The organism is Luteibacter rhizovicinus DSM 16549 (assembly GCF_001887595.1).
Taxonomy (GTDB): domain Bacteria; phylum Pseudomonadota; class Gammaproteobacteria; order Xanthomonadales; family Rhodanobacteraceae; genus Luteibacter; species Luteibacter rhizovicinus.
Genome location: NZ_CP017480.1, coordinates 4,539,192 through 4,565,908 on the forward strand (window position 1 = coordinate 4,539,192; position 26,717 = coordinate 4,565,908).

26 protein-coding genes and 1 riboswitch are annotated in these 26,717 nt (G+C 64.9%); of the genes, 5 read left to right on the plus strand and 21 right to left on the minus strand.

Translation table 11 applies throughout. From position 1 onward, the window contains the following. Positions 1-108: 108 nt before the first annotated feature. The 11 genes from BJI69_RS20710 to BJI69_RS20760 all read right to left on the minus strand — a co-directional run bounded on the left by BJI69_RS20710 (position 109) and on the right by BJI69_RS20760 (position 8,656). Entirely contained in the window at positions 109-1,842 is a 1,734-nt protein-coding gene (locus BJI69_RS20710) for a tetratricopeptide repeat-containing diguanylate cyclase (protein ID WP_046966329.1), read from the minus strand. Positions 1,843-1,915: 73 nt separating this feature from the next. Then, positions 1,916-2,221: a hypothetical protein gene (locus BJI69_RS22440; protein ID WP_046966321.1), complete on the minus strand. Its 306-nt coding sequence runs from the start codon at positions 2,219-2,221 to the stop codon at positions 1,916-1,918. A 176-nt stretch (positions 2,222-2,397) separates the two neighbouring features. Further along, positions 2,398-2,709, minus strand: a complete 312-nt coding sequence (locus BJI69_RS20720) for a hypothetical protein (protein WP_046966320.1) — start codon at positions 2,707-2,709, stop codon at positions 2,398-2,400. A 26-nt stretch (positions 2,710-2,735) separates the two neighbouring features. Next, complete coding sequence (locus tag BJI69_RS20725) at positions 2,736-3,491, minus strand: SAM-dependent methyltransferase (protein ID WP_244465201.1); 756 nt, start codon at positions 3,489-3,491, stop codon at positions 2,736-2,738. Positions 3,492-3,587: 96 nt separating this feature from the next. Next, the gene (locus BJI69_RS20730) at positions 3,588-3,779 is read right to left on the minus strand and encodes a hypothetical protein (RefSeq protein ID WP_046966318.1); all 192 of its coding nucleotides are present in this window, start codon (positions 3,777-3,779) and stop codon (positions 3,588-3,590) included. A gap of 159 nt (positions 3,780-3,938) precedes the next feature. Next, a complete protein-coding gene (locus BJI69_RS20735) occupies positions 3,939-5,573 on the minus strand; it encodes an OFA family MFS transporter (protein WP_046966317.1) in 1,635 nt (544 codons plus the stop codon). Between the two features lie 71 nt (positions 5,574-5,644). Next, entirely contained in the window at positions 5,645-5,956 is a 312-nt protein-coding gene (locus tag BJI69_RS20740; protein ID WP_078023390.1) for a helix-turn-helix domain-containing protein, read from the minus strand. Between the two features lie 34 nt (positions 5,957-5,990). Beyond that, positions 5,991-6,482: an Ohr family peroxiredoxin gene (locus tag BJI69_RS20745; protein WP_046966316.1), complete on the minus strand. Its 492-nt coding sequence runs from the start codon at positions 6,480-6,482 to the stop codon at positions 5,991-5,993. Positions 6,483-6,501: 19 nt separating this feature from the next. Continuing rightward, on the minus strand, positions 6,502-7,260 hold the full coding sequence (locus tag BJI69_RS20750; protein ID WP_046966315.1) for an SDR family oxidoreductase: 759 nt from the start codon (positions 7,258-7,260) through the stop codon (positions 6,502-6,504). A gap of 137 nt (positions 7,261-7,397) precedes the next feature. Beyond that, entirely contained in the window at positions 7,398-8,420 is a 1,023-nt protein-coding gene (locus tag BJI69_RS20755; RefSeq protein ID WP_046966314.1) for a LysR family transcriptional regulator, read from the minus strand. Next, positions 8,417-8,656 carry a sigma factor-like helix-turn-helix DNA-binding protein gene (locus BJI69_RS20760; RefSeq protein ID WP_046966313.1) on the minus strand — a complete coding sequence of 80 codons (240 nt, stop codon included), beginning with the start codon at positions 8,654-8,656 and terminating at the stop codon, positions 8,417-8,419. Before BJI69_RS20760 ends, BJI69_RS20755 begins: the two co-directional genes overlap by 4 nt. Before the next feature lie 270 nt (positions 8,657-8,926). Between BJI69_RS20760 and BJI69_RS20765 the strand changes: the two genes are divergently transcribed. The 3 genes from BJI69_RS20765 (at position 8,927) to BJI69_RS20775 (ending at position 10,854) form a co-directional block, all read left to right on the plus strand. Further along, positions 8,927-9,400: a carboxymuconolactone decarboxylase family protein gene (locus tag BJI69_RS20765; RefSeq protein WP_046966312.1), complete on the plus strand. Its 474-nt coding sequence runs from the start codon at positions 8,927-8,929 to the stop codon at positions 9,398-9,400. Positions 9,401-9,460: 60 nt separating this feature from the next. Continuing rightward, positions 9,461-9,898 (plus strand): cupin domain-containing protein, encoded by a 438-nt coding sequence (locus tag BJI69_RS20770; protein ID WP_046966311.1) that lies wholly within the window; start codon positions 9,461-9,463, stop codon positions 9,896-9,898. Positions 9,899-9,975: 77 nt separating this feature from the next. Further along, positions 9,976-10,854, plus strand: coding sequence for an RNA polymerase sigma-70 factor (locus BJI69_RS20775; protein WP_046966310.1), 879 nt, complete (start codon positions 9,976-9,978; stop codon positions 10,852-10,854). A 264-nt stretch (positions 10,855-11,118) separates the two neighbouring features. On the opposite strand, the gene greA is transcribed toward BJI69_RS20775, so the two are convergent. From greA to carA, 3 genes are read right to left on the minus strand one after another with little or no spacing between them, the layout of a single operon-like run. Then, the gene (greA, locus tag BJI69_RS20780; RefSeq protein ID WP_046966309.1) at positions 11,119-11,601 is read right to left on the minus strand and encodes a transcription elongation factor GreA; all 483 of its coding nucleotides are present in this window, start codon (positions 11,599-11,601) and stop codon (positions 11,119-11,121) included. Further along, entirely contained in the window at positions 11,598-14,825 is a 3,228-nt protein-coding gene (carB, locus tag BJI69_RS20785) for a carbamoyl-phosphate synthase large subunit (protein WP_046966308.1), read from the minus strand. Before carB ends, greA begins: the two co-directional genes overlap by 4 nt. 51 nt (positions 14,826-14,876) lie before the next feature. Beyond that, the gene (gene carA / locus BJI69_RS20790) at positions 14,877-16,019 is read right to left on the minus strand and encodes a glutamine-hydrolyzing carbamoyl-phosphate synthase small subunit (RefSeq protein WP_046966307.1); all 1,143 of its coding nucleotides are present in this window, start codon (positions 16,017-16,019) and stop codon (positions 14,877-14,879) included. Positions 16,020-16,235: 216 nt separating this feature from the next. Here carA and BJI69_RS20795 point away from each other — a divergent pair, with 216 nt between their 5' ends. Then, the gene (locus tag BJI69_RS20795; RefSeq protein WP_046966306.1) at positions 16,236-16,919 is read left to right on the plus strand and encodes a 2OG-Fe(II) oxygenase family protein; all 684 of its coding nucleotides are present in this window, start codon (positions 16,236-16,238) and stop codon (positions 16,917-16,919) included. A 149-nt stretch (positions 16,920-17,068) separates the two neighbouring features. Here BJI69_RS20795 and BJI69_RS20800 read toward each other — a convergent pair whose 3' ends face one another. From BJI69_RS20800 to hrcA, 6 genes are all read right to left on the minus strand, one after another. Then, a complete protein-coding gene (locus tag BJI69_RS20800) occupies positions 17,069-18,079 on the minus strand; it encodes a sodium:calcium antiporter (RefSeq protein WP_046966305.1) in 1,011 nt (336 codons plus the stop codon). A 19-nt stretch (positions 18,080-18,098) separates the two neighbouring features. After that, a riboswitch (yybP-ykoY riboswitch) is annotated at positions 18,099-18,291 on the minus strand. A gap of 49 nt (positions 18,292-18,340) precedes the next feature. Further along, positions 18,341-19,135 (minus strand): 4-hydroxy-tetrahydrodipicolinate reductase, encoded by a 795-nt coding sequence (gene dapB / locus BJI69_RS20805; RefSeq protein ID WP_046966304.1) that lies wholly within the window; start codon positions 19,133-19,135, stop codon positions 18,341-18,343. A 164-nt stretch (positions 19,136-19,299) separates the two neighbouring features. Next, positions 19,300-20,427 (minus strand): molecular chaperone DnaJ, encoded by a 1,128-nt coding sequence (gene dnaJ, locus BJI69_RS20810; protein WP_046966303.1) that lies wholly within the window; start codon positions 20,425-20,427, stop codon positions 19,300-19,302. 84 nt (positions 20,428-20,511) lie between these two features. Next, positions 20,512-22,437: a molecular chaperone DnaK gene (dnaK, locus tag BJI69_RS20815; RefSeq protein ID WP_046966302.1), complete on the minus strand. Its 1,926-nt coding sequence runs from the start codon at positions 22,435-22,437 to the stop codon at positions 20,512-20,514. A gap of 97 nt (positions 22,438-22,534) precedes the next feature. Beyond that, positions 22,535-23,068, minus strand: a complete 534-nt coding sequence (gene grpE / locus BJI69_RS20820) for a nucleotide exchange factor GrpE (RefSeq protein ID WP_046966301.1) — start codon at positions 23,066-23,068, stop codon at positions 22,535-22,537. Positions 23,069-23,153: 85 nt separating this feature from the next. After that, entirely contained in the window at positions 23,154-24,215 is a 1,062-nt protein-coding gene (hrcA, locus tag BJI69_RS20825; protein WP_046966300.1) for a heat-inducible transcriptional repressor HrcA, read from the minus strand. Between the two features lie 133 nt (positions 24,216-24,348). Between hrcA and recN the strand changes: the two genes are divergently transcribed. Continuing rightward, positions 24,349-26,019, plus strand: a complete 1,671-nt coding sequence (gene recN, locus BJI69_RS20830; protein ID WP_046966327.1) for a DNA repair protein RecN — start codon at positions 24,349-24,351, stop codon at positions 26,017-26,019. On the opposite strand, the gene BJI69_RS20835 is transcribed toward recN, so the two are convergent. Next, on the minus strand, positions 26,016-26,645 hold the full coding sequence (locus tag BJI69_RS20835) for a response regulator transcription factor (RefSeq protein WP_046966299.1): 630 nt from the start codon (positions 26,643-26,645) through the stop codon (positions 26,016-26,018). The two genes, recN and BJI69_RS20835, sit on opposite strands and share 4 nt — an antisense overlap. Between the last annotated feature and the right edge of the window lie 72 nt (positions 26,646-26,717).

Genomic DNA, 26,717 nt, shown 5'->3' on the forward strand with positions numbered 1-26,717 from the left:
GGGAGCCGCTTCAGCGGCGATAGGGTGCTAGCGGAAACCTTGCCCGCTGCCGCGGGATCGCCGATGAATCGGCTCCCACAACGAGCGGATTATCCGCGGGCCTCCGCACTATCCGCGCGCTTCGGTCAAATACGGCGAATCCGGAATATCTCCGGTGTCGCCCATGAAGACGCAATTGCGCCCTGCCCGCTTCGCGCGGTAAAGCGCGGCATCCGCCACCACGAGCAGGCGATGCAGTTCGAAACCACACTGCAGCGTGGACGAAACGCCGAAGCTCGCGGTGACCGCCAGTTCGGGGCGCGCCTGCGTAGCAGCCGTCGCCGAGATGGACAAACGCAGCTGCTCCGCACGCGCACGCGCCTGGGCCGGACTGCAATCGGGCAACAGGATCGCGAATTCCTCGCCGCCGAGCCGGCCGAAAACATCGCAGGCATGCAAAGCCCGGTGACAGACGTCGACGGCACGCTTGAGCACTTCGTCGCCCACGGCATGGCCATAGCTATCGTTGACGTTTTTGAAGTGATCCAGATCAAACAGGATCAGGCAGAGCCCGCGATCGGAACGGGCGCCGTAGGCAAGCACGCGATCGGCCTGATCGACGAAGTGTTCGCGATTGCAGATGCCCGTCAGTCCATCACGCCGCGCGAGCTTCATGAAGCGCATCTGCGAACGACGCAGCCACAACACCAGCCAGACGATGGCGGCAAGGCTGGCCGCAAGAATGACGATGTAGAGGCGACCGGTTTCGACATCCTTGCGGTCGAGGGCGCCATGCAGACGGAGAATTTCGTTCTGCTTGTTGAGCGCCTGGACTTCGGCCCTCCTCGCGGTCACCTGCTGGTCGACCATTTGGAAGGCCAGGCCACGCGCACTGACATCGGTCAGATAAGCCTTGTCCGCGGCCATGTACTGCTCATGGTAGGCCAGTGAATCCGCGACGTTTCCTGCCTGCTTCTCGACGCGATAAAGCACGTCGTACGCTTCCGTCAGGGCCTCGGTGTACTCGCCTTTCGCAGAGCGGGCTATCGCTGACTTCGCATAGATTCGCGCTTCCGCCATCTTGCCCATGCGGAAATACGCCTGGGCAAGCGTCCCATCTATCTCCGACGAAAGCGTGCTGTAGTCGAGGCGACGCATGGCATCGCCATACTTTGTCAGAAATGCGACAGCATCTTCCGGTCGGCCCTGCGCCAGGTAAAACCACGCGACGTCACCGCGCATGATCTGTCCGAACAGGTTGTCCCCGCTTGCCATGCACGCGTCGATCGCCCCGTCGAAAAGAGGATCGAGAGGACCGATTTTCTTCGCGTCACGCTGTACGCGCAGCAAATGTTGCGCGCCCTGGCAAATCGTCTGTCCCGGCGGCGGTTCGGCGATCATCATCCTCGCGTAAGCCTCGGCCTGGTCATACTGGCCGGCCGAGCTGAGCAACTGGGATGCTTCGCCCAATGCCTGGAAGCGCGCGCGCGCGTCCCGAATCGACGGCATCATGTCCTGCAACTGATTCAGGCGAATGAACGCTGCCTGGTAGCGATGGCCCTCTCCCAAGAGATTGACCAACGTACCCAGGGCACGAAATTTCAACAGGTCGTTCGGCGCATTCTCCGCAACGTCCTCAAGCAGGTTCCGCGCGCTTTCGTAGTTACCAAGGTAAACCGCACGCCACCCGAGAAGGAAGCGAAGCTTCCAACGCGAATAATCCGAAAGGGAAGCATCGTTCACATCGATCGTCGACAGTATCCCGCTGAAGCGCGGAAAGTCGGTGAGCTTGATCGTGTCAGCCGTCTCGATGGAGTCGGCCGTCGTCGTCGCCCGTCGGTCGGCCGGCGGCGTGGCGGACATGGCAAGTCCGCTGGCGACCGTGAAGCCGATCGCCAGCAGCCATCGCAATGGGCGGGATGCCCGCCTCATCGCGTCAGAGACGCGTGTGCGACTCGGAAGACAGGGAGAGCTTTTCGTCGCCGTCCTCGTCCTCGTCGTCGTCCTGACGATCGTCTTCTTCTTCGTTGTCCCTTTCCGGACCATCGGGCATCAGCGACGCGAAATACACGCCCTGCCCCAGGAGGAAACGAAGGCCACCGGCGTTGCCGGCATGAATCTCAGCGCTCAGTTCCGGCGCAAGGCCGGCGGCTTCCAGCTCGGCGGCCATCTGCTCGGCCGATGCGTGGCGTAAGGCGGCATCCTGTCCGACGCGGGCCAGAAACTCTACAACGTTCCCCATATCTCATCCCCTGAGCACCGGACTTGCCGGCTTTGACGGCGTCGCCTCCCCACGAGGTCGCTCGCGCGGCGATCATAACGCCAGACCGCCTTGTCATGTAAGCCGGCCAAAGGGAATCGGCCAAAGAGACGGGCCGACCGGCCCGCCCCTTCAGAACAACCGTCAGGGCGACAGCCTCAGCGAGGCTGGAACTCCGTACCCATCTGGGTGGCCTGGAAGTCCGTGAGTATCTGGGAGGCCTGGAAGTCCGAGATCATCAGCGCACCGTGGAAGGCGGTGACCATCTGGACAGCCCGGAACTCGTCCGTCATCGCAGCGTTACCCTGCAACGTAAGCTTCATTGCCTTGACGTCGCCCGCGGCCACCGGCTCGCGCAAGGCGAGGTCCAGGCCCTCGGCATCCATCGCCTGCAACAAGGCATCGCGCCCGCCGTAACGCAGGTTCGCATCGCTACCTACTTTTCCGAGAAACTCGATCAACTGCGACATGCACTCTCTCCTGTCATGGGATGGCTTCAGGCCGCCTCGGATCGCATCAGCGATTCCAGGCGACGACGGATTTCTTCGTCCGGAACCATGGCGCGGGACGGCGCCAGGGCTACGGTGTCGGACGTCGTGACATGCGTCGCCGGAAGATCGGCCAGGCGGATGCGCCGAATGGACGGCGCCTCGATCGGCAGGGTCGGCACGCTGTAGATAATGACCGGATGGTCGAGGGGATAATCCCGGGAAAGGACATCGACGAGGATCTGGCGATACGGCGCTCCCGTTCCCACCTTACCCAGCGACAGGTCGCCTACCTGGCCGACCTGCCAGAGGAACAGCCACGCCGACGGATCGACGTTCCGCTTGTGCAGCAGGAATTGCGTGGCCTCGAAGTGCTGGCAGCCAAGCGAGCCCGGGTCGATGCCCAGGTCCGCATAGAGGCAGTCCTCCGACGAGACGCCGGGCTCCATACGTGCGTCATAGCCCTCGGCGCGCGCGATCTCGATGGAGCGATGCGGCGCCAGCGCGAAGATGCCCGGATGCCCGTAAAAAACACCGCAGACACGCTTGCCGGCACGCACCTCGGCGAGGATCGCATCGACCATCTGCTCGTACGTCCGACGACGTGATTTCCCCTCGGCGTAGTACGGCTGGAGGCTGCGTACGTCGGCATGCATTTCGCGCAGCCACATTTCGACCAGGGCGTCGGACACCCCGGCGAACACGACGTCCGCGCGCTCAATCTCGCTTTTCGAAATAGGCGTGAGGTGCGAACCGAGCGTCATGCCGACACCGACGCACACGAGGGATCCCTTCGATGCTCCTGCCACACTTGTCATTGAACGTTCCCTGCATGCAACGCGTGCGTGGTCGTGTTCCGGTTATTCCGCTTCACGGTGATAGCCGGGCATCTGGCCGACGAAGTAGGTGTTCTGTTCCGCCTGAGCATGAAGTGCCGTCACAGCCTCGACCATGCCGGCCTCGCTCATGAACTCTCCAAGCGCCTCGTCGGATGCATGGCGCAGCGACGCGTCTTCCCCAACACGAGCCAGAAATTCGATGACGTTACCCATTTCACTCACCCCTTGAGCACAGGGTAGCTAGCCCTGGCTCCCTCTGGCGAAACCTCCCCTTGAGGCCGCTCCCGGGGGAGCATAGCGGGACGGCGGCCCCGGTTGAAGTCCCCCGTGAGCCGGTGAAACGCTTCTTTCCGGCTAAGCAAAAGACGCGCCCTAGAGCAGCGCCGCCGCTTTCTGCAAGGCGATCCACACCCCGATCAGGAACGGGATACCCACCGCCAGCCAGGCCACCACACCGACCGCGCCGAACGGCCCCCTTGCTGCCGCAGCGACACTCGCGTCCGTGGCCTGGACCTCGTGCTGGAGTGCGCGCTCGCGCTTCAACTCCTCCTCGGTCATGTGGTGCTTCGGGTCGACCGGGCGGACCAGCAGGTTGCAGATCAGGCCGATCAGCAGCAGGCCGGCGAGGATGTACAGGGTGCGGTCGTAGACGAGGTTCTTGGCCACGCCGGCGCCTAGCTGCGCCTCCCGGATGCCGGCGATCAGGACCGGGCCGATCACGCCGGCCACCGACCAGGCGGTGAGCAGGCGGCCATGGATCGCGCCGACCATCTGCGTGCCGAACATATCCGCCAGATAGGCCGGCACCGTGGCAAAGCCACCGCCGTACATCGACAGGATCACGCAAACCGTAATGACGAAGAGCGCCGCCGCGCCGAGGTGACCGAGCGTCGGCAGCAGGCAGTACAGGATGATGCCGAGGACGAAGAAGATGATGTAAGTGACTTTGCGACCGAGATAATCCGACGCCGAGGCCCAGGCCAGGCGACCGACCGAGTTGAACAGGCTGATCAGACCGACCAGGCCGGCCGCGGCCGCGGCGATCGCAGTTTTCTGCGCAGCGGTGAGTGCCGTCCCCGGGTCGACACCGAGCAGGCCGGCACCGAACACGTCCTGCAACATCGGACTGGCCATCGACAACACGCCGATACCCGCGGTCACGTTCATGCACAGCACGCCCCAGATCAACCAGAACTGCGGCGTCTTCCAGGCCCGGTTCAGATGCACGTGACCGTGGCTGATCATCGGCCGCTTGTGCGACGCCCCGGCAGCCGCTGGCTGATAGCCCACGGGCTTCCAGCCATTAGGTGTGACGCGGAAGCCAAACGCCCCCAGCGACATCGCCACGAAGTAGATCACGCCCATGACGATGAGCGTGGTCGACACGCCGGCGATCTCGCCGTTCTTGAACACATCCATGAGCTTCACCGCGATCGGCGCGCCGATCATCGCGCCGCCGCCGTAACCCATGATGGCGAAGCCGGTAGCCAGGCCGCGGCGGTCCGGAAACCACTTGATCAAGGTCGACACCGGCGTGATGTAACCCAGCCCCTGCCCCACGCCGCCCAACAATCCGCAGCCGAGGTAGACCAGCCACAGCTGGTGGATCGAAACGCCGATACCGCCGAGCACGAGGCCACCGCCCCAACAGCTGGCAGCGATGAAGCCGGCCTTGCGCGGGCCGGCATGCTCCAGCCAGCCACCCCATAGCGCCGCGGCCAGACCGAGCATGGCGATGAAGGTTTCGAAGATGTGGTTGACCGAAGGAACGGTCCAGTTACAGGTCGTCGTCGTGAGCTGGTCGAGGAAGCCCTGGCTGGCGCAGACCGCGGCATCGGCGCCCGGGACCAGCTTGGTCATCGGGATCCAGAAGACCGAGAAGCCGTAAGCCATGCCGATGCACAGATGGATGGCGAGGGCCGCGGGTGGTACCAGCCAGCGATTGAACCCCGGTCCCGCAATCGTACGTTCCCGTGCCAGCAAGCCGGCCGTCTCGTTCCCTGCCATGCGTTTTATCCCCTGCCGATGAGTGGTACTACCCGGATCGCATCTTAGGCAGGTTTTCGGCTGGCGCCACCCTACGTTGGTCTTAGTCGTTCCCGGCGGCGCCACTCGCCCGGCGGCGAATCGAAGGCACGACGGAAGCGGCGGGTGAAGTGGGCCTGGTCGGCCAGCCCGCAGCGAACGGCAATGTCACTGAGGGCATCGTCGGTGGCCAGCATCAGCTCGCACGCCAGTTCGAGGCGACGCATCAGGACATAGGCGTGCGGCGTGCTGCCGAAGGTCGCCTTGAACGTGCGGAAGAAATACGACTCGCTGTAACCGATCGAGGATGCCAGTTCGGCGATGGCGAGGCGGCGTCCGATATGCGTGTCGATGAAATGTTGCAGGCGCTCGCGCGCCCAGGGGGAAGACGACTTTCGTTCATAACTCTAGGGAAACGATACATTCGATGCCCTGACGGGCCATCTTGGCGTAAGGACAGATGCGTTCGGTGTTGCGCACCAGCGCCTCGGCGACCGCACGGTCGACACCGGGGAGCGCGATGCGAACACCTGCAACAAGGGTGAACAGGCCATCCATGGGGTCGCGACCGAAGGTCACCGATGCCGTGACCTGCGCATCGGCCATCGACACGCCCGCACGCGCCGCCAGCAGGCTCAGTGCACCGTGGAAGCACGCTGCGAATCCCGCGGCGAACAGCTCCTCGGGATTCGTGCCGCCACCGGGGCCGCCCATCTGGGCGGGCATGCGCAGCTGCAGATCGAGCGTGCCGTCCGCGGAACGGGCGATGCCCGATGCCCGGCCATGCGCCGCCTCCCCGCCCGTCACGTGCACCGTCGCGGTGTACAGCGGTGCGAAATCGGCCCCGGTGTACCGGTCGAGAAAGGACGTCGGAGGACGTGTCGGCTTCATCGGAGGATGCGCGTCACGGTCAGGCCTTGGCGAAATCGGACTGCTTGAACCAGGTATCGAAGTCGATCTTGCCGAGCTTGGCGCCCGGGCCGGGAACCAGCGAGTCGGGTTCCAGCACGGTGCCGAAATACAGCGCCTTCGCATCGGCAATCGTCTGGCGCGGATCCTCGATCGCGGTGAGGAAGCGCTGCACGAGATCGGCCATGCGGATCTTGTCCGGACCACCGATTTCGATGATGCCGTTGACCGGCGCAGCAAGCGTCGCCGCCGTCATGGCGTCGGCGACGTCCTCCGACGCGATCGGCTGCATGTTGCCGGTGGACAGGTGCACGGACTCGCCCTTGGCGCTGGCCTGGACGATGCCGTTGAGGAACTCGAAGAACTGCGTGGAGCGGACGATCGTGTACGGCACGCCGGATTCACGGATCAGCGCTTCCTGAGCGACCTTGGCGCGCAGATAACCGCTGTCCGGCAGACGATCGGTGCCGACCACCGAGAGCGCGACATGGTGCTTGACGCCCGCTTTCACTTCCGCCGCCGCGATGTTGCGCCCCGTCGTCTCGAAGAACTCGAGCACATCCTTGTCCGCGAACGACGGCGAGTTGGAAAGGTCGAGCACGGTGTCGACACCGGCGACCGCCGCATCCAGCCCTTCGCCGGTCATGGTGTTGACGCCCGATGAGGGCGACGCCGAGATCGCTTCGTGACCCAGTGCGCGCAGCCGCGTGACGACCTTGCTGCCGATGAGGCCTGAGCCGCCGATGACGAGAATTTTCATGAGGTGTCTCCTGGTCGAACGAGGGGGCGCCGCGGTCCGGAGAGGATCAGGCGGGAGTGGGGAAACAGTAGGCGCGCGGCAGGGCTGCCGGTAGAACCTTGAGCAGGACTACGGTGTTGCCCGTGAGGCACCAATCGTCAGATGGCGCCTGCGAGCAGGTTGCCGAGCACCGCCGCGACGGAAAGACTGCTGACGCATTGCAGGTCCAGCGCACGTACCCGGGCGATCATGTAATCGATGAAGACCCGGATGCGCGTCGGCAGCTGTTGCCGGCTGAGGTAACAGATGTAGTGACCCCGGTCGTCCGGCGTGTATTGCGGAAGGCATGACAGCAGACGCCCGGTTCGCAGGTGTTCGCATACCTGGTAGCCGGCGAGCTGGACCACGCCACGACCGTCGAGCGCGGCCTCCAGCAAGAGGTCGGTGTCGTTGAAGGTGAGCATGGCCTTGGGCATCACCTTCTGCAGGCGGCCGTCGACCTTGAACTCCCACTCGTGGATACGACCCGATGCCAGCCGGAAGTTGAGACATTGGTGGTCGACCAGTTCGGCCGTGCTACGCGGCAAGCCGTGGACGGCCACATAAGCCGGCGAGGCGCAGACGACCATCTGCATGGGAATCAACTGCCGCGCGATCACCTGACTGTCTTCCAGGCGCCCGTTGCGGAACGACACATCGATCTGGTCCGTCGTGAAGTCGGCGGTGTGATCGTCGAGAAGAAGGTCCACCGCGATCTCCGGATAGAGGTCACGAAAGCCGTTGAGCAGGGGTGCCACCACCTTGCGACCGAAGCCGACCGCCGAGCTGATTCGCAGCTGGCCGCGGGGCGGTCCCTCGCGGAGGTCCTGCATGTCGGCCAGCGCCCTCGTGATGCGTTCGACGCCTGGCTTGCAGTTCTCGAAGAAGATTTCGCCCTCGCGCGTCAAGGCATTGCTGCGCGTGGTGCGAATGAACAGCCGCGCACCGACCTGTCCTTCCAGCTTCTGCACGCTGCGGCTGACCGCCGATCGACCGATGCCGAGACGGTCCGCCGCCCTGGCGAAGCTGCCTTCGTTCACGACGGCGATGAAGGCGATAACACCGGCGTAACTTGCGGAAAAACTCGAGGCCAGCGCGTCTGCCGGTTCGGCAACGGCGGTTTCTGGGCGATTGATAGTCATAGCGCTCCTCCGCGTTCTTTCTTCTCGTGGCGGACAGCATGGATCTGCTCGCGCGCTCGCTCGACAAGCTCCCGGCAATGGGCAGCGTCGCTGCGCAACAGCGCTGCCACGTCATCCAAGCGCATGTCGAATACCTGGCTGAGCAGGAAGGCGACACGTGCATCCGTAGGCAAGTCATCCAGCAAGGCCAACAGTCCGGGCCACACCACGTCGAATGAGTCGTTTCGTTCGTCCATATCCAACAGACGTGGCAGGCAAGGACGTTGTGACAACGGTAGATAGATTTTTGTGGGAGCCGATTCATCGGCGATTGTGGGAGCCGATTCATCGGCGAATCCGCGGCAGCGGGCCGGGATGCCGCAAGCACCCATTCGCCGATAAATCGGCTCCCACATTGGTGTTCGCGACGCAACACCGTGGTCCCGTATCCGGATCTACCGGCATCGATCGGGCGCGCCTAACCTTTCCCTCGCACCCATCCTTCCCATCGCTAACAAGGCCATCAGATGCGCGTCGACTATCAGAAGCTGTCCCCGGAACCGTTCCGCAAGTTCCTCGAGTTCACGATGACCCTGAATCACTCGTCGATTGAAGATTCTATCCGCGATCTCGTCCAGCTCCGCGTCTCGCAGCTCAATGGCTGCGCCTTCTGTGTGGACATGCACGTCAAGCACGCGACGATCCATGGCGAGCGCGCCTTGCGCCTGCACCACGTCGCCATCTGGCGCGAGTCGAACCTGTTCTCGCCACGCGAACGTGCCTGCCTCGCCTGGGCCGAAGTGCTCACGCAGATCCCCGCGCAGGGCGTCGCCGATGACCTCTACGAGCGCGTACGCACGCAGCTCTCCGAGAAGGAAATCTCAGACCTGACATTCTCAGTCATGGCCATCAATGCCTGGAACCGCGTCAATATCGCCTTCCACATCGAGCCGGGCAGTGCCGACAAGGCGTACGGCCTCGAGAAGGCCAACCTCTCCTGAATCCTGCTTTTCGGGCGAGGCGTACGCCGCCTCGCCCTTCCTGCCCGCGAGGAACCTCCGATGAAACACGTTAAGACGCTCGCCCTGCTCGTGCTGTTGATCTCCGGTAACGCTGCCGCCCATGATGCTGCCACGCACGGTGACGCCACCCATGGCGACGCCGGGGCTCCCCTGGCCAAGGTCAGCGAAAACATGACCAAGGCCCTGCCCGACTTCCCGGGCAAGGAGATCCTCACCATCACCGTCGATTACCCGCCTGGCGCGGTCGATCCCGTGCATCGCCATGACGCGCACGCCATCGTCTATGTGCTCGAGGGATCGATCATCATGGGCGTGAAAGGCCAGAAGGAACAGGTGCTCAAGCCGGGCGACACCTTCTACGAGGGCCCGAACGACATCCATACGGTGGGCCGCAACGCCAGCAAGACCAAGCCGGCGAAGTTCGTGGTGTTCCTGCTGAAGAACCAGAACGCGCCGGTGCTTACGCCCGTCAATTAAGACAGGTTCGCCAAGTCGGCGTCGTTCCGCTGACGTACCCTTGTCACACAGACCAGGGGAGCTACGTCTTAGTGTCCATGAACGACGCAACTGCCACCTTCACCGCGCTCCGCCCGCGCCTGCACGGCATCGCCTATCGCATGCTCGGCTCGGTTTCCGAGTCCGAGGATGTCGTGCAGGATGTCTGGATCACCTGGAACGACGCCAACCAGGCCGCGATCGACAACGCCGAGGCCTGGCTGGTCACCACGACCACCCGGCGCGCGATCGATCGCCTGCGGGCGGCCAAGGCGCGCCGGGAGCACTACACGGGCATCTGGCTGCCCGAGCCGGTCCTGACCGAGGAGGCCGCCTCTCCCGAGTCCCTGCAGGAGCTCTCCAGCGACGTATCGGTCGCCTTTCTCCTCCTGCTGGAACGCCTCACCCCGGAAGCGCGTGCTGCCTTCCTCCTGCGTGAGGTACTGGACGCCGACTATCCGGAGATCGCGCATACCCTGGGCAAGACGGAGGCGGCCTGCCGTCAGCTCGTCCACCGCGCCAAGGACCAGATTCGCGACGAACGCCCCCGTCAGTCGGTCACGCCGGACGCTCACCGCCGGCTCATGCACCGGTTCGCCAGCGCCCTGTCCGCCGGCGATTTCTCCGCCATCCGCTCGATGCTGGCCACCGACGCCGTACTGATGGGCGACGGCGGCGGCAAGGTCATCAGCTTCCCGAAGCCGATGCTCGGCGGCCAGCGCATCGCCCAGCTCTTCTATGCGGCGAACCTGCGCTACAAGTACGGCCTGCGCCTGCAGGTCGCCACGATCAATGGCGAGACGTCGCTGCTGCGCTACCTCAACGGCGCCCTCGAATCCGTGCAGACCTACGTGATCGACGGCGACCACATCACGCAGATCCACGTCCAGCGCAATCCCGACAAGCTCGAACGGATCCTGCAAGCAATCGCTCGGTAGGAGCCGATTCATCGGCGATGCTCCCTGTGGGAGCCGCTTCAGCGGCGATTGGGTGCTCGCGATAACCTGGCCCGCTGCCGCGGGATCGCCGATGAATCGGCTCCTACAGACAACCTGGCCCGCTGCCGCGGGATCGCCGATGCATCGGCTCCTACAGATAACCTGGCCCGCTGCCGCGGGATCGCCGATGAATCGGCTCCTACAAGAGAAGGCAAAAAAAACGCCCCGTGAGGGGCGTTTTTCTCGTCGCTTAGCTGCTACCGATCAGACGTAGCGAACCTTTTCGATCGAGTACGTCTTCACGCCGTTCGGCGCGGTGAAGTCGAACTCGTCGCCCTCGCTCTTGCCGATGAGGGCGCGGGCGATCGGTGAGGAGACGGCGATCAGGCCTTTCTTGATGTCGGCCTCGACGTCGCCGACGATCTGGTAGGTCACCGCGGTATCGGTGTCCACGTCGATCAGGTCGACGATGGCGCCGAACACGATGCGGCCACTGGCGACGTTCAGGCGCTCGGTGTCGATGATCTCCGAGTTCGACAGCGCGGCTTCCAGCTCCGCGATCCGACCCTCGTTGAAGCCGTGTTCCTCGCGGGCAGCGTGGTACTCGGCGTTCTCTTTGAGGTCACCGTGCGCGCGCGCCTCGGCGACCGCGGCGATAATCGCCTGGCGCTTCGGGCCCTTCATGTGTTCCAGCTCCCCACGCAGGCGATCGGCGCCCTTCTGGGTCATCGGAGGACGGCTGCTCATACATTCAACTCCTTGTGCAGGTCCTGCAGGCTGTTCACTTCGCCGTTGGCGTGGAAGTCGAGCGAGTGCACCAGGGCACGCGCGCCTGCGACCGTCGTGGAATACGTGACGCGCTGCTGCAGCGCTTCACGACGGATCGAGAACGAATCGGAAATGGCCTGCTTGCCTTCCGTCGTGTTGACGATATAGACCACTTCGCCGTTCTTGATCAGGTCAACGATGTGCGGACGGCCTTCGAGCACTTTGTTGATGCGCTCGCACGGCACGCCGTTGTCCTGCAGGAACTTCGCCGTACCCGAGGTCGCGACCACGACGTAGCCACGATCGGCGACGTCCCTGGCGATCGGCAGCAGGCGGTCCTTGTCGGCATCGCGCACGGACATGAACACCTTGCCCTTGGGCGGTGCCTTGATACCCGCGGCCTCGTGGCCACGTGCGAAGGCGGCACCGAAGGTGCGGCCCACGCCCATCACTTCGCCGGTGGACTTCATCTCGGGGCCGAGGATCGGGTCGACGTTCTGGAACTTCAGGAACGGGAAAATCGCTTCCTTCACCGAGTAGTACGACGGGATGATTTCCTTCGTCGTGCCCTGCTCGACCAGCGTGCGGCCGGCCATGGCGCGCGCGGCGATCTTCGCCAGCGACATGCCCGTGGCCTTGCAGACGAAGGGCACCGTACGCGAAGCGCGCGGATTCACTTCGAGAATGAAGACGTCGTCGCCCTGGATGGCGAACTGGGTATTCATCAGGCCGATGACCTTCAGCTCACGCGCCAGCAGGGTGACCTGGCGGCGCATTTCGTCCTGCACTTCCTGCGAGAGCGAGTACGGAGGCAGCGAGCACGAGGAGTCGCCCGAGTGCACGCCGGCCTCTTCGATGTGCTCCATGATGCCGCCGACCAGCACGTTGCCGTCGGCATCGGCGACGATGTCCACGTCCACTTCCACAGCGTGGTCGAGGAAGCGGTCGAGCAGCACCGGCGAATCGTTGGAGACCTGCACGGCATCGCGGATGTAGCGCGAGAGGTCGGCATCGGCGTAGACGATTTCCATGGCGCGGCCACCGAGCACGTAGCTCGGACGCACGACCAGCGGGTAGCCGATCTCGCGGGCCAGGGCCAGTGCTTCGTCCGCGTTGCGCGCGGTGCGGTTCGGCGGCTGCTTGAGGTCGAGCTTGGTGATCAGGTGCTGGAAGCGCTCACGGTCTTCGGCCAGGTCGATCGACTCGGCGTTGGTGCCGATCACCGGCACGCCGGCGGCTTCGAGCGCACGCGCCAGCTTCAGCGGGGTCTGGCCGCCGTACTGCACGATGACGCCCTTCGGCTTCTCCAGATCGACGATCTCAAGCACGTCTTCGAGCGTCAGCGGCTCGAAGTACAGGCGGTCGGAGGTGTCGTAATCGGTCGAGACGGTTTCCGGGTTGCAGTTGACCATGATGGTCTCGAAACCATCCTCGCGCAGGGCGAGCGCGGCGTGCACGCAGCAGTAGTCGAACTCGATACCCTGGCCGATGCGGTTCGGGCCACCGCCGAGGACGATGATCTTGTCGCGGTTGGTCGGCTCGGCTTCGCACTCTTCCTCGTACGTGGAATACATGTACGCGGTGGTGGTAGCGAACTCGGCGGCGCAGGAGTCGACGCGCTTGTACACCGGGCGCACGCCCAGCGTATGACGAAGGTGACGCAGCGCGTTCTCGTCCGTGCCGACCAGTTCGGCCATGCGCGCGTCGGAGAAGCCCATGCGCTTGAGTTCGCGAATGCGATCGGCGTTGAGCGCGGTGAGACCCTGGCGCTGCATCTCGCCTTCGGTCATCACGATGTCTTCGAACGCGGCGAGGAACCACGGATCGATACGCGTGAGGTCGTGCACTTCTTCCAGCGAGAGGCCGGCACGGAAAGCGTCGGCGACGTGGAAGACCCGATCCGGACGCGGCTCGCGCAGTTCGCGCTTGAGCGTCAGGAAGCCTTCCTCGCTACCGATGTCCAGGCCGGTCGGATTGAGACCGGTCTTGCCGATTTCCAGGCCGCGCAGGGCTTTCTGCAGCGACTCGTGGAAGGTGCGGCCCATCGCCATCACCTCGCCCACCGACTTCATCTGGGTGGTCAGGCGGGCGTCGGCAGCCGGGAACTTCTCGAAGGCGAAGCGCGGGATCTTGGTGACGACGTAGTCGATCGACGGCTCGAACGACGCCGGCGTCAGACCACCGGTGATGTCGTTGCGCAGTTCGTCCAGCGTGTAGCCGACGGCGAGCTTGGCGGCGACCTTGGCGATCGGGAAGCCGGTGGCCTTGGAAGCCAGTGCCGACGAACGCGACACGCGCGGGTTCATTTCGATGACGACGACGCGACCGTCTTCGGCATTGATGCCGAACTGCACGTTGGAGCCGCCGGTGTCGACGCCGATCTTGCGCAGCACCGCGATGGAGGCGTTACGCAGGCGCTGGTATTCCTTGTCGGTCAGCGTCTGCGCCGGCGCGACGGTGATCGAGTCGCCGGTGTGCACGCCCATCGGATCGAAGTTCTCGATCGAGCAGACGATGATGCAGTTGTCCGCCTTGTCGCGAACCACTTCCATCTCGAATTCCTTCCAGCCCAGCACCGACTCCTCGACCAGCACTTCGTGCACGGGCGAGAGCTCGAGGCCGCGGCCGACGATCTCGATGAACTCTTCCTTGTTGTACGCGATGCCGCCACCCGAACCGCCGAGCGTGAAGCTGGGACGGATGATGGTCGGGAAGCCGACGGTGGTCTGGATTTCCAGCGCCTGCTCCATCGAGCGCGCCACTTCCGCCTTCGGGCAGTCCAGGCCGATGTCGGCCATGGCGTGACGGAACAGGTTGCGGTCTTCGGCCATGCGGATGGCTTCGCGCGACGCGCCGATCAGCTCGACGTTGTACTTCTCGAGCACGCCGTTGTCGGCGAGGTCGAGCGCGCAGTTGAGGCCGGTCTGGCCGCCCATCGTCGGCAGCACCGCATCCGGGCGCTCCTTGGCGATGATGCGTTCGACAGTCTGCCAGTTGATCGGCTCGATGTAGACGGCATGGGCCGTCTCCGGATCGGTCATGATCGTCGCCGGGTTCGAATTGACCAGGACGACGCGGTAACCCTCTTCCTTCAGCGCCTTGCAGGCCTGGGCGCCGGAGTAATCGAACTCGCAGGCCTGGCCGATGACGATCGGGCCGGCACCGATGACGAGGATGGTCTTGATGTCTGTGCGCTTGGGCATGGTTTCTCTCGCGAATCGAAGCGGATGGTTGAGTGGGTGGCTAGCGGCGCGTCAGGACGCGCGCTTGGCCTTGTGCTCTTCCATCGAGGCGATGAACGTGTCGAACAGGTAACCGACGTCTTCGGGACCCGGGCTGGCTTCCGGATGACCCTGGAAGCAGAACGCCGGGCGATCGGTCAGTGCGAAGCCCTGCAGGGAGCCATCGAACAACGAGGTGTGCGTCACGCGCACGTTGGCCGGAAGGGTTTCCGCGTCCACCGCGAAGCCGTGGTTCTGCGAGCTGATCAGCACGCGGCCGGTGTCGAGATCCTTCACCGGGTGGTTCGCGCCGTGGTGACCAAACTTCATCTTCAGCGTCTTCGCGCCGATCGCCAGGGCGAGGATCTGATGACCCAGGCAGATGCCGAACAGCGGGATCTTCGTTTCGAGGATCTGCTTCGTGGCTTCGATCGCGTAGTCGCAAGCGGCCGGATCACCCGGGCCGTTAGCCAGGAAGATGCCGTCCGGATTCATGGCGAGCACTTCCGAGGCCGGCGTCTGCGCCGGGACCACGGTGATGTCGACGCCGCGGTGGGCGAGCAGGCGCAGGATGTTCTGCTTCACGCCGTAGTCGTAGGCCACCACGCGGAATTTCTTCGGCGCGTTGAAGAAGGCCTGCTTGTCGAGGTCGTAGGTGCCCTCGTTCCACTGGTAGGTCTTGGTGGTGCTGACCACCTTCGCCAGGTCCATGCCGTTGAGGCCCGGGAAGGACTTCGCCTTGGCGACCGCGGCGTCGACGTCGATGGCGTCACCGGCGACGATGCAGCCGTTGAGCGCGCCCTTCTCGCGAAGGATGCGCGTGAGGCGGCGCGTGTCGATACCGGCGATGGCGACCACGTTGTGGCGCTCGAGGTACTGCGGCAGCGGCTCGGTGCTGCGCCAGTTGCTGGCAAGCCGGGGCACGTCGCGGACGATCAGGCCCGCCGCATGAACGCGGTCGGCCTCGACGTCGACGTCGTTGGTGCCGGTGTTGCCGATATGAGGGTACGTCAGGGTGACGATCTGGCGGGAGTAGGACGGGTCGGTCAGGATTTCCTGATAACCGGTCATGGCGGTGTTGAACACCACCTCGCCAATCGTTTCGCCTCGTGCACCGACCGCGTGGCCGTGAAAAATGCTGCCGTCTTCAAGAGCAAGCAGAGCAGGAGTACGCATGATGGGCCGCCTTTCAGGTGCAGCAAAGCCCGCAAGCCTGCTAGAAGCGGCTCGTGGGCCTTGGGGATAAGGGATCGCTGGGCGGGTATGAATGATAGGCGTGAAGGGGCTTCTTGTCCATCGGAAAACCATGAACAGCCTTGCAGGAAAAATCGCTGGCAACCGGGCATGACACGATACAATACCGCCCGAGGTACCTAGCCGAGATCCGCCCGCATGCTGCTCGACCCTGCCCGACTGGAGCGTCCCGACACCGACATCCGGCATGAACCGTTTTCGTTCATGATCGCCCACGGCCAGCTACCGGACGAATCGCGCAACGAGCTGGAACGGGACTTTCCCCAGTACACCAGCGCGGGATTCTTCCCCTACGACGCCAGCGACTGCGGCCCGTCGGTGAACGAACTGGTCGAACAGATGACCTCGCGGGCGTTTTCCTCGGCCATCGGGCGCCATCTGGGCATTCCCGGCCTGGCGGACTACCCCACCCTGGTCACCCTGTGCCGGCTGCTCAACCGCCGCCACGGCACCATCCACACCGATAGCAAGTCGAAGATCGCCACCGCGCTGATCTACCTCAACCCGATGTGGCCGGACACCAGCGACGGCTGCCTGCGCTTCCTGGCCTCCATCGACGACATCGACAACACGGTGGCGCCGGAGCTCAAGCCGCTCTACGGCGAGTTCGCCGTGTTCCGCCGCGCCGAGAACTCCTTCCACGGCCACCTGCCCTACGAGGGCGAGCGCCGGGTCATCCAGGTCGCCTGGCTGACCTCCGAGGAAGAAAAGGCCCGCAAGACCAAGCGGGGCAAGTTCTCCCGGGTGTTCAAGAAGATCTTCGGCAAGCTCGACCGCCAGCACGGCGCCGGCCGCGACCGCAGCGCCAGCCACCGCGACTGACACCCTGTGGGAGTGTGGGAGCCGATTTGTGTGGGAGCCGATTCATCGGCGATGTGGGAGCCGATTCATCGGCGATCCCGCGGCAGCGGGCCAGATTGCGGCAAGCACCCAATCGCCGCTGAAGCGGCTCCCACATAGAGCTTGGCGGCTCAGTGAGCGCCGAACCACCAGCCGACGAACAGCGCAAACACCCCGTACAGCCCGCCGATCGGCATCAGCCAGCGCGCCTCGACCGACCCACGACGGAACATCGCCCACAGCGCTACCACGGCGACCATGGTGACGCCGCCGGCTACGATCAGCGGCGTATCGAACAGCCACGGGGTGGCAAACAGCGCCAGCGAACTCGGAATCGTCGCCTGGATCATCATGGCGCCCGAGATGTTCGCCAGGGCCAGCCGCTCCTTGCCCTGCCGCACCCAGATCAGCGCATTCACCGTCTCCGGCAGCTCGGTGGCGACCGGGCTCAGGACCAGGGCGACGATATGCGGCGACAGATGGAAGAAGTCGCCGAGCGCCTCGAGCTGCCAGACGAAGGTGCGCGAGGCGATGGCGATGACGACCAGCGCCAGACCGGTCTGCAGCATCACCCAGTTCATCGAGGGATTGGCGTCATGCGGACGGAAGGTGAGCGGTTCGAGCTCATCTTCCCCCTCGGGCGCGCTGGTGTCGTCGCGCATTTCGCGCCAGACGTAGGCCACATAAGCCAGCAGGAAGAGCACACCCAGCCACGGCTTCCACGCAAAGGCGACCAGGCCGAGGCCCACCTTCACCACGAAGATGGCGAGGAACCAGGACTGGTCGCGCGCCAGTCGCTTATTGTCCACGCGCACACGCAAGTCCGGCCTTTTCAGTCGCTTGCGGCCTGCATATAAAGCAAAACCGACGACCGCATAGGCGATCGTGGCGAGCACCAGCGGGCCACCCAGGGCCGCACCGACACCGATATCCCGGGCTGCCGGGGTCTTGCCGAACATGACGGCGACGAAGGTCACCGCGCTTTCCGGCAGTGCCGTGCCGAAAGCGGCAAGCACCGTACCGGTAGCCGTGGCGCCGAGATTGAGCTTGCGCCCGAACCATTCGACGCCGTTGACGAAGTACTCGCAGGCGAAATAGATAGCCCCGGCCGAAACCAGGAACAAAAAGCATGTCAGCAGCATGTTTTATCTAGGGCCGGGCGAGCGAGATATACCGATGGCACAGCCACACCGCTCGCCCGGCCCGGGTAAGCATGTCGCTGGCCAAAGGTCTCGCCGGGCGGGCAGCGCACTCTCCGGGCGCTGTGCCGTTCGCGCCATGGGGCACGAGGCCACCAAGTATGTTGACGCGAACTCCTCGGGGTAGAGGATGGCTACTCCCCAATGACTTCGGCGCGAATGTTAACACGCGTTCGAGGTATGGGTGGGCTCCCACAACGCTGCCTACATCTTGCTGGCGATGACGTCCTCGATGGACCAGGTGCCGGGGGCGCGGCCGGCGATCCAGTTGGCGGCCTCGAGCGCGCCGCGGGCGAAGATCGACCGGTCCGTCGCCCGGTGGGCCAGCTCGATCCGCTCGCCCTGCCCCATCAGCAAGGCCTGGTGCTCGCCGACGATGTCGCCACCGCGGACCACGGCGAAGCCGATCGTGCCGTTCTTGCGCGCACCGGGGCGACCTTCGCGGGCATACACCGCCAGTTCCTCCAGCGTGGCGCCCCGACCTTCCGCAGCGGCGTGGCCAAGCGCCAGCGCTGTACCGGATGGCGCGTCTTCCTTGCGGCCGTGATGCGCTTCGACGATATCGAGGTCCCAGCCCGGCAGCGCGGCGGCGGCTTCGCGCAGCAGGCGCGTGAGCACGGCGACGCCGAGGCTGAAGTTGGCGGCGCGCAGCACAGCGATCCGCTCGACGGCCTTGGTCAGGCGATCTTCCAACGCGGGCTCGAGGCCGGTCGTGCCGGTGACGAGTGAGGCGCCCGACGCTTCGCAATAATCGAGCGCGGCGCCGAGACCGTCCGGGCCGCTGAAGTCGATGACGACATCGATATCGCCGGCGTCGGTCCAGTCGGTGAAGCGCAAGGCCGAGACATCGCCGAAGGCCGCCTTGCCCAGACGCGGCGAGCCGGACGAAACGATCGCGCGTACGAGTTCGAAGCGTTCGTCCTCACGCACGAGGCCGAGCAGCGCGGTGCCCATGCGGCCGGAGGCGCCGCTGATGGCGAGACGGGCGGGACGGGTCATGGGGGAGCCTTCGCAATGCGGGAAGGCAATCCTAGTTCATGGCCGCTCGATGTGGGAGCCGCTTTTTGTGGGAGCCGCTTCAGCGGCGATGCTCTTCCTACGAGCAAAAGCATCGCCGCTGAAGCGGCTCCCACACAATGCAGTTACCACAACGCAGTCGCTTCTTACGAAGTGACGCGGGACCAGAAGTCTTTGACGCCGTCGATGAACGTCGTCGAGCGCGGCGTGTGCTTGGCGGCGCCTTCGCCGACGAACGTGGCTTCGAGCTGCGTCAGCAGTTCGCGCTGTTCCTTGGTCAGGCGTACCGGCGTTTCGACCACCACGGTGCAGATGAGGTCGCCGGTGCCGCCACCGCGGACCGACTTCACACCACGGCCGCGCATGCGGAACTGGTGGCCCGTCTGTGTTTCCGGTGGCACGTTGACCGGGATCTCGCCTTCGAGCGTGGGCACCATGAGTTCGGTACCGAGCGCGGCCTGGGCGAAACGAATCGGCACTTCGCAGTAGAGATCGCTGCCGTCGCGCTGGAAGATGGCGTGCTCGCGCACCCGCACTTCCACGTACAGATCGCCCGACGGCGAACCGGCAGGACCGGCCTCGCCCTGCCCCGTGAGGCGGATGCGGTCGCCATTGTCGACGCCCGCCGGAATCCGCACCGACAGCGTGCGCTCTTCCTCGAGGCGACCTTCGCCGTGGCACTTCTTGCAGGGCTTGTCGATCTTCTGGCCGGAGCCATGGCAGGTCGGGCAGGCCTGCTGGATGGAGAAGATGCCGTTCTGCATGCGAACGCGGCCGTGACCGGCGCAGGTGCTGCACTTGGACACCTTGCCGTCTTCCGAACCGGAGCCGTTGCAATGGTGGCAATTGACCTGGGTCGGTACTTCGATCTTCTTCTCGACGCCGAACACGGCTTCCTCGAGATCCAGATCCATCATGTAGCGCAGGTCGGCGCCACGACGGGCGCGCTGGCGCCCGCCACCGCCGCCGAAAATGTCACCAAAGATGTCGCCGAAGATATCGCCGACGTCGCCGAAACCGGCGCCACCGCCACGACCGAACCCACCGCCCTCGAAGGCGGCGTGTCCGTGCTGGTCGTACATCGCGCGCTTCTGCGCGTCGGCCAGCACTTCGTAAGCCTCTTTGGCTTCCTTGAATTTGTCGATCGCTTCCGGGTCGTCCGGATTGCGGTCAGGGTGATACTTCATCGCAACGCGACGAAACGTCTTCTTGAGGTCACCCTCGGTCACGGTGCGTTCCACACCGAGAATTTCGTAGTAGTCGCGCTTGGCCATTACACGTGTGCTTTCCCTGGACTATCGATACCGCGCTGCGGGCATGAAGCCCGCAGCGCGTCGTTACTTACCGAAGAAGACGACTTACTTCTTCTCGTCCTTGACTTCGGTGAACTCGGCGTCGACCACGTCGTCCGGCTGCGCCGAACCGCCGCCCGGAGCCGACTGCTGCGCGGTGTCCTGCGAACCACCGGACTGTGCCGCGGCGGAGAGCGCCTGGGCGACCTGCTCGAGGTTGGTGATCTTCGACTCGATCACGTCCTTGTCTTCACCACCCAGGGCCTTCTCCAGCTCGGAGACCGCGCTGTCGATACCGGCCAGCTGCTCGGCCGGAATCTTGCCGCCATGCTCCTTGAGCTGGCTGCGCGTGGCGTGGACGAGCTGGTCGCCACGGTTACGCACCTGCACGAGCTCGTGGAACTTCTTGTCTTCCTCGCGGTTCGCTTCCGCGTCCGCCACCATGCGCGCGACTTCTTCGTCCGAGAGGCCCGAACCGGCCTTGATCTCGATCTTCTGTTCCTTGCCGGTGTCCTTGTCCTTCGCCGACACGTGCAGGATGCCGTTGGCGTCGATGTCGAAGGTCACTTCGATCTGCGGCTGGCCGCGCGGTGCCGAACGGATGCCGGAGAGGTCGAACTTGCCCAGCGACTTGTTCGCATTGGCACGCTCGCGCTCGCCCTGCAGCACGTGCACGGTCACGGCGGTCTGGTTGTCGTCGGCCGTGGAGAAGGTCTGCGAGGCCTTGGTCGGCACCGTGGTGTTCTTCTCGATCAGCTTGGTCATCACGCCGCCCATCGTCTCGATGCCGAGCGACAGCGGGGTGACGTCGAGCAGCAGGACGTCCTTGACGGTACCGCCCAGCACGCCACCCTGGATCGCGGCGCCGACGGCGACGGCTTCATCCGGGTTGACGTCCTTGCGCGGCTCGCGGCCGAAGAAGTCCTTCACGGCTTCCTGGACCTTGGGCATGCGGGTCTGGCCACCGACGAGGATCACCTCGTGGATGTCCGAGATCTTCAGGCCGGCATCGTTCAGCGCCGTGCGGCACGGATCGATCGTGCCCTTGACCAGGTCTTCCACCAGCGACTCGAGCTTGGCACGGGTCAGCTTGATGTTCAGGTGCTTCGGACCCGAGGCATCGGCGGTGACGTACGGCAGGTTCACGTCGGTCTGGTGCGCCGAGGACAGCTCGATCTTCGCGCGCTCGGCGGCGTCCTTCAGGCGCTGCAGCGCGAGCTGGTCCTTGCGCAGGTCGATGCCCTGCTCTTTCTTGAACTCTTCGACGAGATAGTCGATGACGCGGTTGTCGAAGTCCTCACCACCGAGGAAGGTGTTGCCGTTGGTGGACAGCACTTCGAACTGCTTCTCGCCGTCGACGTTGGCGATCTCGATGATCGACACGTCGAACGTGCCGCCGCCCAGATCGTACACGGCGATCTTGCGGTCACCCGTGGCAGCCTTGTCCAGACCGTAAGCCAGCGCGGCAGCGGTCGGCTCGTTGATGATGCGCTTGACGTCGAGACCGGCGATCTTGCCCGCGTCCTTGGTGGCCTGGCGCTGGCTGTCGTTGAAGTAAGCCGGGACCGTGATGACCGCCTCGGTGACCGCTTCACCGAGGAAGTCCTCGGCGGTCTTCTTCATCTTCATCAGCACCTTCGAGGAGACTTCCTGCGGTGCCATCTTCTTGCCGTCGGCGGTCTGCACCCAGGCGTCGCCGTTATCGTGCGCAACGATGCCGTAGGGAACCAGCTTGAGGTCTTTCTGCACTTCGGCGTCGGTGAACTTGCGACCGATGAGGCGCTTCACCGCGTAGAAGGTGTTGTAAGGGTTGGTCACGCTCTGGCGCTTGGCCGGCGCGCCCACGAGGACTTCGTTGTCCTTGGTGAAAGCCACGATGGACGGCGTGGTGCGATCGCCCTCTGCATTCTCGATGACACGTGCGGTCGAACCTTCCATCACTGCGACGCAGGAGTTGGTCGTACCGAGGTCGATACCGATGATCTTGCCCATAGTTACGTTGCTCCGAATTTCATGCGGCCCCCGCGGCCGCGACTGCTAAGGAAAATGGGGGTAACCCCCATCGATTCAATATCTTTGGTAACGCTGTTCAGTGGTCGCGCACCACGGCGACGAGCGCCGGACGCAGCAGACGGTCGTTCAGCACGAAGCCCTTCTGGACCACGGCGACGACGGTATTGGGCGCATGCTCGTTCGACTCGACCGAGCTGATCGCCTGGTGATGCTCCGGATTGAACGGCTGGTGAAGCGGGTCGACCATGGTCAGTCCATTGGCCTCGGTGACCTTCTTCAGCTGATCGAGCGACATCTGCAGGCCTTCGCGGAGCGTCTTCGCATCCGCCGCCTCGTTGGTCAGGCCCAGGGCGATGCCGTCGTAGACCGGCAGCAATTCGGCGAGCAACTTCTCGTTGGCAAAGCGGCGAGCCTGATCGACATCGCGCTGCATGCGACGACGCTGGTTCTCGATCTCCGCCTTTTCGCGCAGCACCGTCTCGCGGGCCTGCGCCAGCTCGGCTTCCATCGTGGCCAGCTGGACGCCGAGGGCGTCGAGCTCAGCCTGGATGGCGCTGTCGGCCGCGCCGTCCTGCGCCGGATCCGGCGCGTGGGGATCGTTGTTTTGCATGTTTACTCCAAATGTCAGCGTACCGACCCCTCCGTGGAAGGGTCGAACATTCGCGGGAAATACTAAACCCGCCTCCCGTGGCGGTTTATGAGGTCGCCGCGGCGCGATTCAAGGCGTCGCTGAGCAGTCCGGCGGTGGCTTGTACCACGGGGATCACTCGCTCATATGCCATACGCGTCGGTCCAATAACTCCGATCGCGCCGAGCATGCGGCCCTTCGTGCCGTAGGTGGCGGTGACGATGCTGCAGCCGTCGAGGGCCGAAAAACCGGACTCCTCGCCGATGAACAGGCGTACGCCAGGGGCTTTGACGCACATTTCCATCAGCTGAAGCAGGTCGCGCTTCTGCTGGAAGGCGTCGAAAAGGTCGCGGAGCCGCTCGATGTCGGCCAGCTCCGAATAACCCATCAGGTTGGTCTGGCCGCTGACCAGCACGTCGTCGGCGTCCTCATCGGCGCTGAACGAGGCGGTGGCCAGTTCGACCACACCGGTGAGCAGGCGATTGAGTTCCCCGCCCGCTTCGCGCAGCTCGGTGGCCAGATGGGCGCGGATGTCCGCCAGGCGGAAGCCGGCGAACTGGGCGTTGAGATAGTTGGCCGCCTGCTCCAGCTCCGCCGACTCCAGCGGACGGACGAGCTGGACCACGCGGTTCTGCACCTGGTTATCCGAGAAGACCAGGATCACCAGCACCCGCGCGTCGGGCAGATTGACGAAATCGATGTGCCGCAGCGGGAAATCGCCCTGGCGCGGCACGGTGACCACGCCGGCGAAGTGGGTCATCGCCGAAAGCAGGTGCGAGACGTTGCCGAGCAGGTCGCGTGTCGTCGTCTGATGCGGCGGCAGGCCGCCCTGCAGGCGGGCCATGTCGTCGCGCGGCAGGGGCTTGAGCTCGAGCAGGCTGTCGACGAACAGGCGCAGGCCGCGCGGCGTCGGGATACGACCCGCCGAGGTATGCGGCGAGGAGACCAGTCCGGCCTCTTCGAGGTCGGCCATGATGTTCCGGATAGTCGCCGGGCTGACTTCCAGGCCCGAGGACTTCGCCAGCGTGCGTGAGCCGACCGGCTCCCCATCGGACAGATACTGAGAAATCAGGGTACGCAGCAGCCGGCGCGCGCGTGCATCGATGTCGTGACCGGAAAACGGATTCATGCGCGTGGGCGGGCCGGAGGGGTTGGTTCGTCCGGCTATCAATAAGGTCTCGACGCCCTTGTTGCAAGTCTCGGCTTCTGCGACGCGCCTCCCGCTACAATCGGCGCGATTCCATCCGCCGCCATCGGTCGCCATGCTCACCTCGCTCTACGTCCGCCAATTTGCCGTTGTCGAAGAAGCCGAGATTGCCTTCGGGCCCGGGCTCACCGTGGTCAGCGGCGAGACCGGCGCGGGCAAATCCCTGCTCGTGGACGCCTTGATGCTCCTGGCCGGCGCCCGCGCCGACAGCGGCATGGTCCGCTCCGGCAGCGACCGCGCCGAGCTGGCCGCGGAATTCGACCTCACCGGCCTGCCCGAAGCGACCGCGTGGCTCCGGCAGGAGGAACTCGACGACGGCGAGACCTGCCAGCTGCGCCGGGTGATCCGCGTCGAAGGCAGCTCGCGCGGCTGGATCAACGGCCGCCCCGCCAGCCTCGCGCAGATGTCCGCCCTGGCCGCGCTCATCGTGGAGATCCACGGCCAGCACGAACATCAGGCCCTGCTCTCGCGCCAGCACCAGATGGCCCTGCTCGACGCCTACGCCGGCAACGAGGTGCTGCAGGCCAGCGTCCGCGACACCGCGAAGTCCTGGCGTGACGCCGTCGCGCGCATCCGCAGCCTGTCCGGCGGCGACGATCGCGAGCGCCAGATCGAACTGCTTGCCCACGAACTGGAAGAACTGGACCGCTGGGCCCTGTCGCCCGCGGCGCTGGAAGAACTCGAAGCCCAGCATCGCCGCCTGGCCAACGCCGGACGGCTGGCCGAAGGCGCCAACGGCGTGGTCGAGATCCTCGACGGCGAGAGCGAGTTCGCCGTGGGTCGCGCCCTGCTCCGCGCGCACGCCGAACTGTCGCGCCTGGCCGAACTGGACGCCTCGCTGGTACCGACCCTCGAATTGCTCGACAGCGCACAGATCCAGGTAGGCGAAGCCGTGGACGGCCTCGGTCGCTACGCGCAGGACGTGGAACTCGACCCCGAGCGCCTCGCCGAAGTCGACACCCAGCTCACCCACCTGCACGACCTCTCGCGCCGTTACCGGCTGCCGATCGAGGAACTGACGGTAAAGGCCGAGGAGATCCGCGAGCGCCTGGCCGAACTCGAAGGCGCCGGCGATGCCCTGGATCGCCTCGGCCGCGAGCGCGATCGTCTGCACAAGACCTATGACGAAGCCGCCGCGTCGCTATCCGCCGCACGTGCCGCGGCCGCTGGCCGTCTGGGCACGTCGGTCGCCGCCCTGATGGGCGAGCTCGGCATGGCCGGCGGTCGTCTGGAGGTCTCGCTCGAGCGCGTCGAAGGCAACGAGCCCGATCCGCAGGGCCGCGAACGCTGCGAACTGCTGGTCAGCGCCAATCCCGGCCAGCCGCCGCGCCCGCTACGCAAGGTGGCCTCAGGCGGCGAACTCGCCCGCATCAGCCTGGCTATCGAAGTGGCCACGCTGGGCAACGACAACATCGGCTGCATGATCTTCGACGAAGTGGACACCGGCATCGGCGGCGCGGTCGCCGAAGTGGTCGGCCAGAAACTGCGCGCCCTCGGCGAACGCGTCCAGGTGATGTGCGTCACCCACCTGCCCCAGGTCGCCGCGCAAGGCCACGCACACCTTCAGGTCGCCAAGGAAAGCGACGGCGAAGCCACCCGCACGCGTATCCACACCCTCGACGCCGCTGGCCGCCGCGACGAGCTCTCGCGCATGCTCGGCGGCGTGGAAATCACCAAGGAAACCCGCGCCCACGCCAAGAAGATGCTCGACCGGGCGCAGGGTTAGGCGCGAATGAGCCCCCGCTCCTGCGCCATCCGGTAAAGGTCGAGTTCCGACCCCGCATTGAGCTTGTTCATGACCGCAGCGCGGTGGATATAGATCGTCTTCTGCCCGATGCCCAACTCGGCGGCCACCTGCTTCGGTGCCCGTCCGGCCGCCAGCAACAGGAAAACCTCGCGCTCGCGCGCCGTCAGCCGATTGAAGGGATCGAGGTCCACCGAGGACCGGCCCGAGCGACGCTCACGCAGATCCGAGCTCAGGTACTGCTCGCCGCTCAACACAGCGCGCACGGCAACGACGAGCTCCTCGGGTGCCACGCCCTTGGTCACGTAGCCACGCGCACCGCGGCGTAGCGCCTCGGACACGTAGGGTTCGCCGTCGTGCATGCTCAGTACCACGATCTTCATGTCCGGGGAGATGCTCGCCAGATGCTCGATCAGGGGCAGGCCGCTACCGTCGGGCAAGGACAGGTCCACCGCCACCAGGTCGGGGCGATGCTGGGTCACGGCGTCCACCGCCTCATCGGCGTTCTTGGCCTCGGCGACGACGTCGAGGTCAGGTTCCAGCTCGATCAGGCGTTTGAAACCCTCACGAACGATGGCGTGGTCATCTACAAGGACGATTCTTGGCATGGACAGAATGTAACAGGCTCGCCCGACGCGTGCGTATGGGTGGAAGTGTGCAACGTTACATGAGGTTCGGCG

Excerpts from the sequence above, each read along its gene's own strand:
- BJI69_RS22440 (WP_046966321.1), bottom strand. The coding sequence starts at position 2,221 with ATGGGGAACGTTGTAGAGTTTCTGGCCCGCGTCGGACAGGATGCCGCC.
- BJI69_RS20765 (WP_046966312.1), top strand. The coding sequence starts at position 8,927 with ATGCGCGTCGACTATCAGAAGCTGTCCCCGGAACCGTTCCGCAAGTTC.
- BJI69_RS20800 (WP_046966305.1), bottom strand. The coding sequence starts at position 18,079 with ATGCTGCTGACATGCTTTTTGTTCCTGGTTTCGGCCGGGGCTATCTAT.
- BJI69_RS20750 (WP_046966315.1), bottom strand. The coding sequence starts at position 7,260 with ATGAAAATTCTCGTCATCGGCGGCTCAGGCCTCATCGGCAGCAAGGTC.
- hrcA (WP_046966300.1), bottom strand. The coding sequence starts at position 24,215 with ATGAATCCGTTTTCCGGTCACGACATCGATGCACGCGCGCGCCGGCTG.
- carA (WP_046966307.1), bottom strand. The coding sequence starts at position 16,019 with ATGCGTACTCCTGCTCTGCTTGCTCTTGAAGACGGCAGCATTTTTCAC.
- BJI69_RS20760 (WP_046966313.1), bottom strand. The coding sequence starts at position 8,656 with ATGGACGAACGAAACGACTCATTCGACGTGGTGTGGCCCGGACTGTTG.
- BJI69_RS20730 (WP_046966318.1), bottom strand. The coding sequence starts at position 3,779 with ATGGGTAACGTCATCGAATTTCTGGCTCGTGTTGGGGAAGACGCGTCG.
- grpE (WP_046966301.1), bottom strand. The coding sequence starts at position 23,068 with ATGCAAAACAACGATCCCCACGCGCCGGATCCGGCGCAGGACGGCGCG.
- BJI69_RS20720 (WP_046966320.1), bottom strand. The coding sequence starts at position 2,709 with ATGTCGCAGTTGATCGAGTTTCTCGGAAAAGTAGGTAGCGATGCGAAC.
- recN (WP_046966327.1), top strand. The coding sequence starts at position 24,349 with ATGCTCACCTCGCTCTACGTCCGCCAATTTGCCGTTGTCGAAGAAGCC.
- dapB (WP_046966304.1), bottom strand. The coding sequence starts at position 19,135 with ATGACCCGTCCCGCCCGTCTCGCCATCAGCGGCGCCTCCGGCCGCATG.
- dnaJ (WP_046966303.1), bottom strand. The coding sequence starts at position 20,427 with ATGGCCAAGCGCGACTACTACGAAATTCTCGGTGTGGAACGCACCGTG.
- BJI69_RS20735 (WP_046966317.1), bottom strand. The coding sequence starts at position 5,573 with ATGGCAGGGAACGAGACGGCCGGCTTGCTGGCACGGGAACGTACGATT.
- BJI69_RS20795 (WP_046966306.1), top strand. The coding sequence starts at position 16,236 with ATGCTGCTCGACCCTGCCCGACTGGAGCGTCCCGACACCGACATCCGG.
- BJI69_RS20835 (WP_046966299.1), bottom strand. The coding sequence starts at position 26,645 with ATGCCAAGAATCGTCCTTGTAGATGACCACGCCATCGTTCGTGAGGGT.
- BJI69_RS20755 (WP_046966314.1), bottom strand. The coding sequence starts at position 8,420 with ATGACTATCAATCGCCCAGAAACCGCCGTTGCCGAACCGGCAGACGCG.
- BJI69_RS20775 (WP_046966310.1), top strand. The coding sequence starts at position 9,976 with ATGAACGACGCAACTGCCACCTTCACCGCGCTCCGCCCGCGCCTGCAC.
- BJI69_RS20770 (WP_046966311.1), top strand. The coding sequence starts at position 9,461 with ATGAAACACGTTAAGACGCTCGCCCTGCTCGTGCTGTTGATCTCCGGT.
- BJI69_RS20710 (WP_046966329.1), bottom strand. The coding sequence starts at position 1,842 with ATGTCCGCCACGCCGCCGGCCGACCGACGGGCGACGACGACGGCCGAC.
- carB (WP_046966308.1), bottom strand. The coding sequence starts at position 14,825 with ATGCCCAAGCGCACAGACATCAAGACCATCCTCGTCATCGGTGCCGGC.
- greA (WP_046966309.1), bottom strand. The coding sequence starts at position 11,601 with ATGAGCAGCCGTCCTCCGATGACCCAGAAGGGCGCCGATCGCCTGCGT.
- BJI69_RS20745 (WP_046966316.1), bottom strand. The coding sequence starts at position 6,482 with ATGAAGCCGACACGTCCTCCGACGTCCTTTCTCGACCGGTACACCGGG.
- BJI69_RS20725 (WP_244465201.1), bottom strand. The coding sequence starts at position 3,491 with ATGACGCTCGGTTCGCACCTCACGCCTATTTCGAAAAGCGAGATTGAG.
- dnaK (WP_046966302.1), bottom strand. The coding sequence starts at position 22,437 with ATGGGCAAGATCATCGGTATCGACCTCGGTACGACCAACTCCTGCGTC.